The 12,266-nt window shown below is 43.8% G+C and carries 9 protein-coding genes, 1 tRNA gene, 1 pseudogene and 1 riboswitch; of the genes and pseudogenes, 7 read left to right on the top strand and 4 right to left on the bottom strand.

What is annotated here, in order from left to right; all coding sequences use genetic code 11:
* Positions 1–99: 99 nt before the first annotated feature.
* A pseudogene (locus DESDI_RS09315) lies at positions 100–1,531 on the bottom strand (IS30 family transposase).
* Between the two features lie 222 nt (positions 1,532–1,753).
* Here DESDI_RS09315 and DESDI_RS09320 point away from each other — a divergent pair.
* The 7 genes from DESDI_RS09320 to DESDI_RS09350 all read left to right on the top strand — a co-directional run bounded on the left by DESDI_RS09320 (position 1,754) and on the right by DESDI_RS09350 (position 7,158).
* Positions 1,754–1,830 (top strand) — tRNA-Pro (locus DESDI_RS09320).
* Between the two features lie 148 nt (positions 1,831–1,978).
* The gene (locus tag DESDI_RS09325; RefSeq protein ID WP_015262362.1) at positions 1,979–2,518 is read left to right on the top strand and encodes a GNAT family N-acetyltransferase; all 540 of its coding nucleotides are present in this window, start codon (positions 1,979–1,981) and stop codon (positions 2,516–2,518) included.
* 63 nt (positions 2,519–2,581) lie between these two features.
* Positions 2,582–2,695: riboswitch (FMN riboswitch) on the top strand.
* Positions 2,696–2,897: 202 nt separating this feature from the next.
* Positions 2,898–3,995: a bifunctional diaminohydroxyphosphoribosylaminopyrimidine deaminase/5-amino-6-(5-phosphoribosylamino)uracil reductase RibD gene (gene ribD / locus DESDI_RS09330; protein WP_015262363.1), complete on the top strand. Its 1,098-nt coding sequence runs from the start codon at positions 2,898–2,900 to the stop codon at positions 3,993–3,995.
* Positions 3,996–4,017: 22 nt separating this feature from the next.
* The gene (locus tag DESDI_RS09335) at positions 4,018–4,662 is read left to right on the top strand and encodes a riboflavin synthase (RefSeq protein ID WP_015262364.1); all 645 of its coding nucleotides are present in this window, start codon (positions 4,018–4,020) and stop codon (positions 4,660–4,662) included.
* Positions 4,663–4,691: 29 nt separating this feature from the next.
* On the top strand, positions 4,692–5,900 hold the full coding sequence (locus DESDI_RS09340) for a bifunctional 3,4-dihydroxy-2-butanone-4-phosphate synthase/GTP cyclohydrolase II (RefSeq protein WP_015262365.1): 1,209 nt from the start codon (positions 4,692–4,694) through the stop codon (positions 5,898–5,900).
* 44 nt (positions 5,901–5,944) lie between these two features.
* A complete protein-coding gene (ribH, locus tag DESDI_RS09345; protein ID WP_015262366.1) occupies positions 5,945–6,409 on the top strand; it encodes a 6,7-dimethyl-8-ribityllumazine synthase in 465 nt (154 codons plus the stop codon).
* Between the two features lie 119 nt (positions 6,410–6,528).
* Positions 6,529–7,158 carry a sigma-70 family RNA polymerase sigma factor gene (locus tag DESDI_RS09350; RefSeq protein ID WP_172635893.1) on the top strand — a complete coding sequence of 210 codons (630 nt, stop codon included), beginning with the start codon at positions 6,529–6,531 and terminating at the stop codon, positions 7,156–7,158.
* 110 nt (positions 7,159–7,268) lie between these two features.
* Here the strand turns inward: DESDI_RS09350 and DESDI_RS09355 are convergent, their stop codons facing one another.
* From DESDI_RS09355 to DESDI_RS09365, 3 genes are all read right to left on the bottom strand, one after another.
* Positions 7,269–7,523 carry a putative signal transducing protein gene (locus tag DESDI_RS09355; RefSeq protein ID WP_015262368.1) on the bottom strand — a complete coding sequence of 85 codons (255 nt, stop codon included), beginning with the start codon at positions 7,521–7,523 and terminating at the stop codon, positions 7,269–7,271.
* Between the two features lie 221 nt (positions 7,524–7,744).
* Positions 7,745–10,345: an ATP-dependent chaperone ClpB gene (clpB, locus tag DESDI_RS09360; RefSeq protein WP_015262369.1), complete on the bottom strand. Its 2,601-nt coding sequence runs from the start codon at positions 10,343–10,345 to the stop codon at positions 7,745–7,747.
* A 173-nt stretch (positions 10,346–10,518) separates the two neighbouring features.
* Positions 10,519–12,246, bottom strand: a complete 1,728-nt coding sequence (locus tag DESDI_RS09365; protein ID WP_015262370.1) for a phospho-sugar mutase — start codon at positions 12,244–12,246, stop codon at positions 10,519–10,521.
* Positions 12,247–12,266 lie beyond the last annotated feature (20 nt).

Genomic DNA, 12,266 nt, shown 5'->3' on the forward strand with positions numbered 1-12,266 from the left:
ATCTGCGAGTGGAATTTAGTAGACTTTTTCGCATAGTAAATTCCACCCGGTTTAATGGGGTATGAAGCTGCTTCCCGGTAGTGTCATGACAGGAAGAAATTAACGGGTGAGGTTAATTTTTTCTGTCATTTCTTTGCGTTGTTCTTCAATAGCCCGATAGGCATCAAGATAACTGGTCTCCCGTCCTGACTCATCGGTATAACCCCATGGATTGCCTAGACAATGGACGGCAGTCTCCTTAAAAAGAGAGGAATTCATGATGACCTCATTGGGCGGAATTTTGTGACACCCCAATGCCTTAAGAAGATCTTCCCCATAGAGGAAAGCCAACATGTCATAAGGGCATTTATTCCCCAAGCTTTGTCGACTGTAGGAATTGATGTTGTCCATCATGCGGCTGATGTCGACCTGGGTAAACTCATCCATACGGGTGCCTTTAGGAATAAAATAGCGGATCAGCTCGTGATTCCTCTCGGCAGAGCCTTTCTGCCCAGGTGAAGAGGCATCGCAGTAGAACAGATGAGTTCTGCGGTTTTTGTTGTTGGTCAAACTCCAAGGCATTTGGGTTAGAGAACTCAGAACCATTGTCCGTCAGCAAAATCGGCATAACCCTCATAAAGATGTCTTGGCCAAGGTTGAGTTGAAGGTCTTCCAGGATAGTGATGACGGATTGAGAATCGTTGGTTTGCCGTAAAAAGGCAAGCATGAATTCTGCCTTCACGAAATGAAGGGTAAGAAGAACCTTGCCCCCTTTACGACCTTCTACGGTGTCCATTTCCACAAGAGGTAGGTGGGGATTCTCGTTGAGGAAATGCTGAAAGTCATTGTAGGTTCTACCGATTCGGCAAGCCTTGTCGACCTTGAGCTGTCTTTTTATCTTGCGCTTAGCATAGCGTACTTTCCGTGGCATATCGATGTTTCTTGCGGTGAAAATATTAAAGTCAATTAGACGATAGAGGGTGCTTTTGCTAACCATGAGGGAATCCTTATTGTTGGCACAGATATGATTCAGGGATTGCCCCTTTTTGATGAGAGGGGAAATGATGGAGTCGAGGTGTTTTACCTCATCTTCCGAGAGAGATATACCCTGTCTGGCTTCGGAAAGAACTGCCTGATATTCGGTATGGGCTGGTGCAGCATGGTAAAAGCGTTTCTCCAAAGTGCACTTATTAAGCTTATCGCATCCGTTGCAAACATAAGGCGGTTTGGCATGTCGTGGGCAGAGTTGACACTCAAAAGACGGGCACATAGCATTGCATAATTTGCAGCGGCGGCAAAAGCTGGGCCGGTGCGAATAATGACAGGGTGTGCAGAGCAGCCTATGATCGCAAGTATAGCGGTGGCGGCAAGCATTGTAAGCATTGCCTTGACAGCCTATCCGTTTGAAGATGATATGGCGGCGAACCTCTTTGGAGATGGTGGTGCAATCCTTATCTAATTCTTTAGCGATTGCCTTAAAAGAGTAGGTTTTATCCAAAAGCGAAGAGATGGTCACCCGTTCATCAAAGGTTAAATGTTTTTGGTTAGCCATGTCAGTCCCTCTTTCTTTCTACCGGGACACAGCTATCCCAATATAACCTATTTGTCTGAGTGAATTCCACCCTTTAATCTTTCCAAATTAAATTCCACTTTCCCAAGTGAAGGGGTGGAACTTAGTTTGGAAATTAAGTTCAACAAAAGAGTAGAGCAACATTCCTCCATTGTAACTTGACAGTTTGTGCGCATTTTGTTATATTATAAAGCGTTCTATTAACGGGGCGTAGCGCAGTTTGGTAGCGTGCTTGGTTCGGGACCAAGAGGCCGCAGGTTCAAATCCTGTCGCCCCGACCATTGAATAGCCTTTCGAAGCGTGTACTATCCACTTAAGGGATGAAAGACACGCTTTTTATGTATCATTCGTATTTCGCATTGGCATAACACCCCATCTATGGTGATATGGACCATTAAATAGTGTGAAAATTTCTGGGGGGAATGAACGGTGCTACAAGGAAAAAGAACCTTTCTTCGGCCATTGGCTCCCGATGATATTCCTATCTACCAAAAATGGTATAATGACCAAGAAGTCAATTATTGGGCTAATGGTGCTTGGCCATTGAGTACAATGTTCAATGAGGAAGAAATTGAGGAACGTTTTTTCACACCCGAAAAAGATAATGGTCGCTATATCATTCTTAATGAGGAACATAAACCCATTGGGACGACTGGCTTTCGAGACATTAATTATCCTGCACGTTCTGCAGTCCTTTTCATAATTATTGGCGAAAAAGATTTCTGGGGGCGTGGTTATGGTACAGATGCCCTTAAAGTGCTCTTGGACTACTTATTTTTTCAATGGAATTTTAACCGTTTGAGCCTTGATTTATGGGACGGAAACTTTCGTGCTCAAAAAGCCTATGAGAAGCTTGGCTTTAAGACTGAAGGCAGATTAAGACAAGCGCGTTTCGTTTTGGGAGAGTATCACGATGCAATTCTAATGGGATTGCTCCGGGATGAGTACACTCAGCTTCCTAAATACTGATATGGAAAATTACCCAAGGGGTTGAAATTGTTAATAGGTTAGAGTATGATATATAAAGTAATTGAATACCTCTGGGGATTGGTGAAACTCCATACCGGCGGTCAAGCCCGCGAGCCTTATGGCAGATCTGGTGTAATTCCAGAGCCGACAGTAAAGTCTGGATGAAAAGAGGAAATGAAAGTGCATATGCACTATTCTTTTGTTGCGAAATTTTGTACCCCAGAGGAATTACTCTGGGGTTTTTTATATGCTTTTATGGAAAGCTACCTAAGATTAGTCTCCAAACTGACTTCCCTGGTGTTTTGCGGCCCCCAAAATGCATGAGAAATCTGTTTGGGTCGAATATTTGACGATATGGACACGAAACGGTGGTGATCGCTTGGAACAAGATCAAATTTACATGTCAAGGGCTTTGCAATTAGCAGCTCAAGCCGTCGGCAGAACCAGTCCCAACCCTCTGGTTGGCTGTGTAATTGTCAATAATGGTAGGATTGTGGGAGAAGGGTATCATCAAAAGGCAGGCACCCCTCACGCCGAGGTTCACGCTCTCTGTGCAGCAGACACGAATGCCCAAGGAGCAACTGCTTATGTTACCTTAGAACCATGTTCTCACTTTGGTAAAACCCCTCCTTGTGCTGATGCACTGATCGAAGCAGGGATAAAAAGAGTCGTTGTGGCTATGCAGGACCCTAACCCTTTAGTGGGCGGTCGTGGAATTAGTCGTTTGCGTGACGCCGGGATTCAAGTGGATGTGGGCCTCAAAGAGGACGAAGCCAGAAGCTTAAATAAAGGATTTCTTAAAGCTATTCAAGCGGAACTTCCCTTTGTCCTCTACAAATCGGCTTTAACACTTGATGGAAAAATTGCTACAGAATCGGGAGACTCTAAATGGATCACGAATGAGGTATCTCGCGCCTATGTCCATCAATTACGCAATCAATTCGATGTCATCATGGTCGGTAGCGAAACAGTCAACCACGATAATCCTGCCCTAAATTGCCGAATGAGTGAAGGTCGTGACCCCATTCGCTTGATCGTAGACGGTGAGTTGAAGATACCTCATAATGCCGACGTATTCACCTCATCTTGTTCGGCACCCTGCATTATTGCTACCACTGAAGCTGCCCCCCTGGAACAATATGCTTTCTTCCAAGGTTTGGATAATGTTGAGGTTTGGAAATACAATACTTCCCGCTATGTTCCCTATGAAGATTTGTTTCGGGATATTGTTAAAAGGGGTTGGAACTCCATCTTGCTAGAGGGTGGAGGAAAATTAGCCGGTTCGCTTCTTCAAGCCCAGCTTATTGACGAAATCGAATTCATTTATGCTCCCAAACTTATTGGTGGCAAAGGTCCCTCCCCTCTTACCGGACTCGAGTTGCCCCTGATGTCTCATGCTTTTCCACTGGAATTCTTAGAGACTGATCTCTCTACCGGAGATCTTCGAGTCCGGGCTAAGGTAAAATACACAAGCTGAATGGATAAGCGAGGTGAAACTAATGTTTACAGGTATTATAGAAGAATTGGGTAAAGTAACGGACTTAAAGATTCTGCCGGACTCTGCTCAGCTTACTATAGAAGGTTCTCATGTCTTGGCAGGAACTCAGATCGGGGATAGTATCGCTGTTAACGGTATTTGTCTAACAGTAGTTAAGATGCAAGGCCAGCTGTTCACAGTTGATGTCATGGCAGAAACCCTTAATAAAACCAATCTCAAGGAATGTGGTCGCGGAACTAGGGTCAATTTAGAGCGAGCACTGCAACTTTCGACCCGCTTGGGAGGCCATATTGTCAGTGGGCATGTGGATGGAGTAGGAACTATTTTGAGAATTACCCCGGTAGGAATCGCACGAGTTTTTGAGATTAAGGCCTCCCCTGCTCTTTTAAAGTACATTTTACCTAAAGGCTCGATTGCTATTGACGGCATATCCCTAACAGTAGTTGATGTCCTATCTCAAGGTTTTACAATATCCTTGATCCCCCACACCCGCCAAGAAACGACCTTAGGCTTTAAGGGAGTTGGTGATGTGGTCAATCTAGAAACTGATTTGATCGGCAAGTATGTGGCAAGGTTTTTAGAGAAGAATGATGCCCCCCAAAAGGATTTATCCATGAACTTTTTAGCGGAGCATGGATTTCTATAGACAAGAATGTATAAATAGGAGTGATAGAAATGGAGTTTCAGTTTAATACCGTCGAGGAAGCTATCGAGGACATACGCGCAGGTAAAATGGTCGTGGTCGTCGATGACGAAGAAAGAGAAAACGAAGGAGATTTGTTGATGGCTGCTGAGAAAGTCACGCCGGAAGCAATCAACTTTATGGCAACCTATGGCCGCGGCCTAATCTGTGTACCCATGACCGCAGAACGTATCCAAGCCTTGAACCTTGACCCTATGGTCACTCATAATACTGATCCCCACGGGACGGCATTTACGGTTAGCGTCGATGGCTGTAATTGCACCACTGGGATCTCGGCCTTTGAGCGCGCCAATACAGTCAATATCTTAACCGACCCTCAAAGTCGGCCTGAGGATCTCCATCGGCCAGGCCATATCTTCCCTCTCAAAGCACGTGAAGGTGGGGTATTGGTTCGGGCAGGACATACGGAAGGAGCCGTTGATTTGGCTCGCTTAGCCGGCTTTGAGCCAGCAGGTGTTATCTGCGAGATCATGAAGGAAGACGGATCGATGGCCCGTGTGCCTGATCTCATGGAATTCGTAAAGAATCATGAATTAAAAATTATCACCATTAAAGAACTGATTCGTTTCAGACGTAAAAAGGAAAAGCTGATAGAACGTGTGGTCGACATTCAACTCCCAACCGATTTTGGTGATTTTGAAGCCGTGGGTTATCGGAGTCTGCTCGATGGACAAGAGCATGTAGCCTTGGTCAAGGGCGATGTACAAAACGGAGAACCCGTACTGGTTCGCGTCCATTCTGAGTGCTTAACCGGGGATGTGTTTCATTCCCGTCGCTGTGACTGTGGGGACCAATTAGCAGCGGCAATTGAACTTATAGAAAAAGAAGGCCGGGGCGTATTGCTCTATATGCGCCAAGAAGGTCGTGGAATCGGCTTATTAAATAAGCTCAAGGCATATAAGCTACAGGAAGAAGGAAAAGATACCGTAGAAGCTAATCTTGCCTTAGGCTTCCCTGCCGACCTGAGAGACTATGGGGTGGGAGCTCAAATCCTTGTCGATTTGGGAATTCAAAGTGTGCGCTTAATGACTAACAATCCCCGTAAAATTGTCGGTTTGGAAGGATATGGACTGGAAATCATTGAACGTGTTCCCATGGAAATGCCTGTGAAGCCTGAAAACGAGTATTACATGCATACCAAAAAAACCAAAATGGGACACTTTTTACCTGGGGTTCGCTAATTTTTTATACGATTAAATTGTCAATTAAGAAAGGATGAAAAACTATGATGACTTATGAAGGTAAACTGGTTGTAGAAGGATTAAAATTTGGAATTGTTGCTGCTCGATTTAATGAATTTATCACGAATAAATTAGTTGGCGGAGCTCTCGACGGACTAAAACGTCATGGCGCTGCTGAGGAAGATATTGATATTGCTTGGGTTCCGGGAGCCTATGAAATCCCTTTAGTTGCGCTAAAAATGGCTGAATCCAAGAAATACGATGCTGTCATTTGCTTAGGAGCAGTGATCCGTGGAGCTACCCCTCATTTTGATTTCGTTAGTGCCGAAGTCAGCAAAGGAGTCGCTCAGGTCGGTTTAGAGACCAAGCTCCCTGTGGTTTTTGGTGTATTAACTACCGACACGATTGAACAAGCTATTGAAAGATCTGGCTCAAAAGCTGGAAATAAAGGCTATGATGCTGCCGTTACAGCCATTGAAACAGTCAATTTATTAAAAATGATTAAATAATTTTTGGTAGGCTTTGGTTAAAAATTAGTACGAATTGGATAACTGTCCAAAATGTGTACCTTGTCAAAGGACCGCTAAGTATCTAGACTTATGATTGAGTCTAAATCTTTGATGAGGAGATGAGCGTTGTGACTTCAAACAATCTAATTCTAGCTAACATCGATGACCATCTTGAAGCAGCGCGCTCTGGAAATCAAGATTCACTAAATTGGATTATTGAGCACTATGAACCCGAAATTCGAAAAATAGCTTATAAGTTTTTTCTTCATCGAGCTGAATACGAGGACTTACTTCAAGAAGGACGAATTGCTATCTATAAAGCGATTAATTCTTATGATTCAGATTGCGATATACCTTTTCTTCATTTTGTGCGCATGGTTATTAAGAGGAAGCTCATCGACAGCCTACGAGCCCATAATAGGCAAAAACACATAAACCTCAACGAAGCGTTTTCATTGAATAATGAGTTAAGTGATAATAAAGTGGATAGCTTCATCGATTTTGTGACCAATGATGATGACCCTGAGACGAAAATCATCGCTCTGGATGAGACAAGACTTTTTTTACAGGAACTCATGAGTGGGTTTTCTGAATTAGAGCTTAAGGTCTTTCGCTGCCATTATCTTATAGGTATGAAACAGCGTGAAATTACGCAGCATCTCGGTTTAAACCCGAAATCCTTAGATAACGCTATTCAAAGGATACGACGTAAAGTTACTGCGTATCGTGAACGGCAAGTCGCAGGATAAACTAATAAGAAAAGAATCCCCTATTTTCGGGGGATTCTTTTCTTATTGCGTATCAGCCTAGAATGCACCATTGATAAATTCTTGTCTGGGTCGAGTAGTTTAAACAACGCTCATGAATCACCATTTTTCTGGTCAGCTTCCCATGCAGAGCTTTGCTGATCGGCACTAAGTATCTCCTTAGCTTGCTCCATCCAGTCCTCGGGAACATAAATCTCGACACCATTGATTAAGCCATAGGTAGCTTTTAGATTGCCACTTCCCGGGAAGGCCTTCCGGGCAGGGATTTCTTCTTGTTCAAGGAGAGCGATGACAATATCTGCCTCTATTTCTGTCGTTACATTGGTCAATAACAACCACTTTTTCATTTTTCCTGAGCTTCTTTCTTATTGTTTTTTTGGGGGAATACTAATCGTTGAATCATGATCACGGCAATGAACAAGCCTAACCTATCTCTAGTTTATAGTTTTATCCATAAGGATGCAAGAGAGGTTCCTCGCAAGCCCTACAAGGCAGGCAACTAAAAAGAATGACCTCCTTATAGTAAATGAATCTTCGCTATAAGGAGGTCTAATTGTATTGATGAGCACTATAGACTGTATTGGGTGTTAAAATCTAATTCTCCTCGAGAGTTAACATCAACCATGACGTGAGCACCTTCGTGAATTGTTCCCTGAAGGATTCGCATCGCCAGTGGATTTTGTAAATTATGCTGAATAACACGCTTGAGTGGCCTAGCCCCATAGATTGGATCATACCCCTGTTGAACAATGATGTTCTGTGCAGCATCGGAAAGATTCAGGGTAATTTTTCGTGGAGCCAGATACTTACGTAGCAGATCTAATTGAATTTGAACGATAGAACGAATATGCTCCTGACCAAGAGGATGAAACACGATCATCTCATCCAATCTATTTAAAAATTCTGGACGGAAAAAGTGTTTTAATTCTTCGGAAACTTTGGAACGCAACACTTCTTGGGAGGCGCCTGAAGCAGTCATTTCTTGTATCAACGGGCTGGCAATATTGCTCGTCAAAATGACCACGGTATTTTTGAAGTTGACAACACGTCCTTGTCCATCGGTTAAGCGACCATCATCAAGCAGTTGGAGAAGCACATTAAATACATCACCGTGTGCCTTTTCAACTTCATCGAATAGTACTACACTGTAGGGCTTCCGTCTTACCGCTTCGGTTAACTGACCTCCTTCCTCGTAACCCACATAGCCAGGAGGAGCTCCAATTAATCGAGCTACCGTATGTTTCTCCATGTATTCCGACATATCAATCCGGACAATTCCTTGATCATCATCAAAGAGAAATTCGGCGAGAGCCTTGGCCAACTCGGTCTTCCCTACCCCAGTTGGCCCTAGGAATAAGAAGGAGCCTAAAGGACGATTGGGATCTTGAAGTCCGGCACGAGCTCTGCGTACAGCGTCAGCTACAGCTTTGACGGCCTCCTCCTGACCGATGACACGCTCATGTATCCTCTCTTCCATATGAACCAGTTTATCCATTTCACTTTCGAGGAGCTTAGTTACAGGAACTTGTGTCCATTTGGCAACCACCTCTGCGATATCCTCTTCCCCAACTTCTTGCTTTAATAAAGTATTTTTGCGTGTTTGTAGCTGCTCTTCTAGGGTATTCAAATCCTTCTCCAATTTAGGTAATATACCGTATTGAAGTTCAGCGGCTTTATTATAATCATAGGTTTGTTGAGCTTGCTCCATTTTTGTGCGAGTTTGATCAATTTCTTCTTTTAATTTATTGATATTCGTGAGAACTTCCCTTTCCCCTTGAAGTTGGGCCTCTAAGGCACCTCTTTCTTCTTTGAGATTCGCTAAATCTTCTTCAATTTTAGCAAGACGATCCTTACTCCCATCGTCCTTTTCCTTCTTTAAAGCCTCACGCTCAATTTCTAGCTGTAGAACACGGCGTTTGATTTGATCTAATTCATAGGGATCACTGGTGATTTCCATCCGCAACCGAGCCGCAGCTTCATCCACAAGGTCAATAGCCTTATCGGGTAAAAATCGATCACTGATATACCGATCAGAAAGAATAGCCGCTGAAATGATGGCACCATCAGTTATCCTTACCCCATGGTGAGTTTCATAACGTTCTTTGAGACCGCGCAATATAGAGATGGTATCCTCGACACTGGGGGCTCCCACCATAACCGGTTGGAAACGCCGTTCTAATGCTGCATCTTTTTCAATATACTTGCGATATTCTTCTAAGGTTGTGGCACCAACCATATGTAGCTCCCCCCGAGCTAACATGGGCTTGAGCATGTTGCTGGCATCCATTGCCCCCTCAGCCGCACCGGCCCCGACGACCGTATGAAGCTCATCGATGAACAGGATAATATCTTCGCGCTCTTGGACTTCCTTGAGAACTGCTTTGAGTCGTTCTTCAAATTCACCCCGATATTTGGCTCCGGCGATAAGCAATCCCATATCTAAGTTGATTACCTTCTTATCCTTAACCGATTCGGGAACGTCTCCTCTAACAATGCGTTGGGACAAACCTTCCACAATCGCAGTTTTTCCAACCCCAGGTTCTCCAATAAGAACAGGGTTATTTTTGGTTCGTCGTGAAAGTATCTGAATCACCCGCCGGATTTCTTCATCCCGTCCAATAACAGGGTCTAATTTTCCTCGACGCGCTTGCTCCACTAGATTACGACCGTATTGTTCGAGGGCCTGAAAGGTTCCTTCAGGCGTCTGGCTGGTAACGCGTTGAGTTCCTCGGATCTCCCGCAGAACTTGCAGGAGCTTCTCGCGATTGAGTCCCTCTTGCTTTAAAAGCTTCTCGGCTCCTCCTTCCCCTTTTTCAAGGATAGCCAAGAGAAGATGCTCTGTGCTAACATATTCATCTTTAAACGTCTCCATTTCATCGTGAGCGGAGACCAGAACAGTTCGCAGGCGCGATGAAATGGTCAATTGGACGGAGGTTCCCGTCATCCGCGGAAATCGTTGTATATCCTGACGTACTTTTTGAGCCAATACTCCCACGGGGATGTTTAGTTTTGTTAAAACTTGAGGGACCACTCCCTCTCCCTGTTCAAGAAGAGCCAAGAGTAAATGTTCAGGCTCTACTTGACCGTTGCCATTCCGCTCCGCCATAGTTTGAGCTTGTATGATAGCTTCTTGAGATTTTTGCGTAAAGCGATTGGTATCAAAAGACATGGTGATCACTCCTTTATCAATAAGCAATTATTCGATAAAACTCTATAACTTTATAACTCTATTATAAGCATAACCCAATCAAAGGTCAATAAAGGTCAGATATTCTTTTTGTATAAAAACCCCTACGTTAAGCATGCTTAACTTAGGGGTTGGACGGGAGAGCTAATCATCACTTAATCAGCAACAAGCTTTAGTAAATCAGTCTTTACTCGCTCAAGAGTGTTTTGAAGCTCTAGGGGATTAGCATCTCTGATATTGAAATAGAACTTTATTTTAGGCTCCGTACCTGAGGGTCGGGCCATGACAAATCCACCCCCCTGAAAAGAATAGCGGATCACGTTGGATTGAGGAAGTGACAGTAAATAATTTTCCTGAGGAGAAATGATTCTTTTTCCTTTTCTCAGTTCATAATCATCGATTCGTTCGATAAGTAAACCTCCGAATGAGTCTACCGTCGTCTCACGAAGGGTAGTCATCATGCGCTTCATTTTCTCTTTGCCTTCTTTGCCATGTAAGGTCATGGAGATTTGATCATCGACAAAATAACCATAGCGCCTGTATATTTCCTCGAGGATTTCAAGTAAGGAACGACCTTCAGTTTCTTGATAATAGAGAGCGGCTTCACAGAGTAGTAAGGAAGCGATAACGGCATCTTTATCGCGAACGAAATGCCCTGCCAGATACCCATAACTCTCCTCAAACCCAAATTGAAAATCCCCAATTCCTAGATCTTCCATTTCCTGCTCTTTCTCGGCAATAAACTTAAATCCTGTGAGAACATTTTCGATCTGGACCCCTAAGTCCTTAACCATTAGGTCAGCAAGATCTGTGGAAGCAATTGTTTTGATAATCACTGCATTCTTCGGTAGAATACCTAATCTCCTCTTCTGAGTTATGAGGTAATAGGTTAAAAGAATGCCTATTTGATTTCCGGTGAGCTGTTGATAATCCCCTGAAGGGGTGCGAATGACCATGCCAAGACGGTCTGCGTCTGGATCGGTGGCTATCAGTAGTTGAGCATCCTGAGCTTTTCCATATTTTCGAGCTAAATCAAAAGTAGAAGAAATTTCCGGATTAGGATAAGGAACCGTAGGAAATTCTGAGTCAGGATTTTCCTGTTCGGGAACAGTGAATACTGAATAACCCATTTCTGTTAAAATGCGCCTTACCAACATATTTCCAGCTCCATGCAAGGGGGTATAGACGATCGATAGCTTACTTCCTTTTTCTTGAGCAAGGTCTGGGTATAATGCTAATTCTTTAACTCTCTTTAAATATGCGGAATCCATTTCTTCCCCCAAGTCAATGAGAAGTCCCCTTTTCCGGGCTTCCTTTTCTGGAAGAGGGTGAATGTCATTCCAATGTTCATGAACTTTAATACAATGAAGGATTTGATCAGCACGATCCGGAGGGACTTGCCCTCCATCCTCCCAATATACTTTATAACCGTTATACTCTTTTGGGTTGTGACTGGCAGTGATGACAATTCCTGCTTGAGCATGTAAATGGCGGACTGCAAAAGAAAGCTCCGGAGTTGGGCGAAGTCCGTTAAATAGATAGGCCTTTATCCCGTTACCAGCAAGAATCAAAGCTGCTTCTTGTGCAAATCGATCAGACAGGCACCGTGAATCATATGCAATAACTACTCCGCGGTTTTTACTTTCTTCCCCTCCCTCGAGAATTAAATCTGCCAACCCTTGAGTGGCTTTGCGTATCACATAGATATTCATGCGATTAGTACCTGCACCGAGAATTCCACGGAGTCCCCCGGTTCCAAATTCCAAATCGGTATAGAAACGATCCTCGATCTCTTTAAGATCACTTAAACTTGCAACTTCCGAACGTGTCACTTCATCAAAATAGGGGTCATTTAACCAAAATTGATACCGTTCTTGAAACATAGACACATACTCCTTCGCTT

Source organism: Desulfitobacterium dichloroeliminans LMG P-21439 (assembly GCF_000243135.2).
Lineage (GTDB): Bacteria > Bacillota > Desulfitobacteriia > Desulfitobacteriales > Desulfitobacteriaceae > Desulfitobacterium > Desulfitobacterium dichloroeliminans.

Bases quoted from the DNA above. Each gene is read 5' to 3' on its own strand.
- DESDI_RS09335 (WP_015262364.1), top strand. From the start codon at position 4,018: ATGTTTACAGGTATTATAGAAGAATTGGGTAAAGTAACGGACTTAAAG.
- DESDI_RS09340 (WP_015262365.1), top strand. From the start codon at position 4,692: ATGGAGTTTCAGTTTAATACCGTCGAGGAAGCTATCGAGGACATACGC.
- ribH (WP_015262366.1), top strand. From the start codon at position 5,945: ATGATGACTTATGAAGGTAAACTGGTTGTAGAAGGATTAAAATTTGGA.
- DESDI_RS09350 (WP_172635893.1), top strand. From the start codon at position 6,529: ATGAGCGTTGTGACTTCAAACAATCTAATTCTAGCTAACATCGATGAC.
- DESDI_RS09355 (WP_015262368.1), bottom strand. From the start codon at position 7,523: ATGAAAAAGTGGTTGTTATTGACCAATGTAACGACAGAAATAGAGGCA.
- clpB (WP_015262369.1), bottom strand. From the start codon at position 10,345: ATGTCTTTTGATACCAATCGCTTTACGCAAAAATCTCAAGAAGCTATC.
- DESDI_RS09365 (WP_015262370.1), bottom strand. From the start codon at position 12,246: ATGTTTCAAGAACGGTATCAATTTTGGTTAAATGACCCCTATTTTGAT.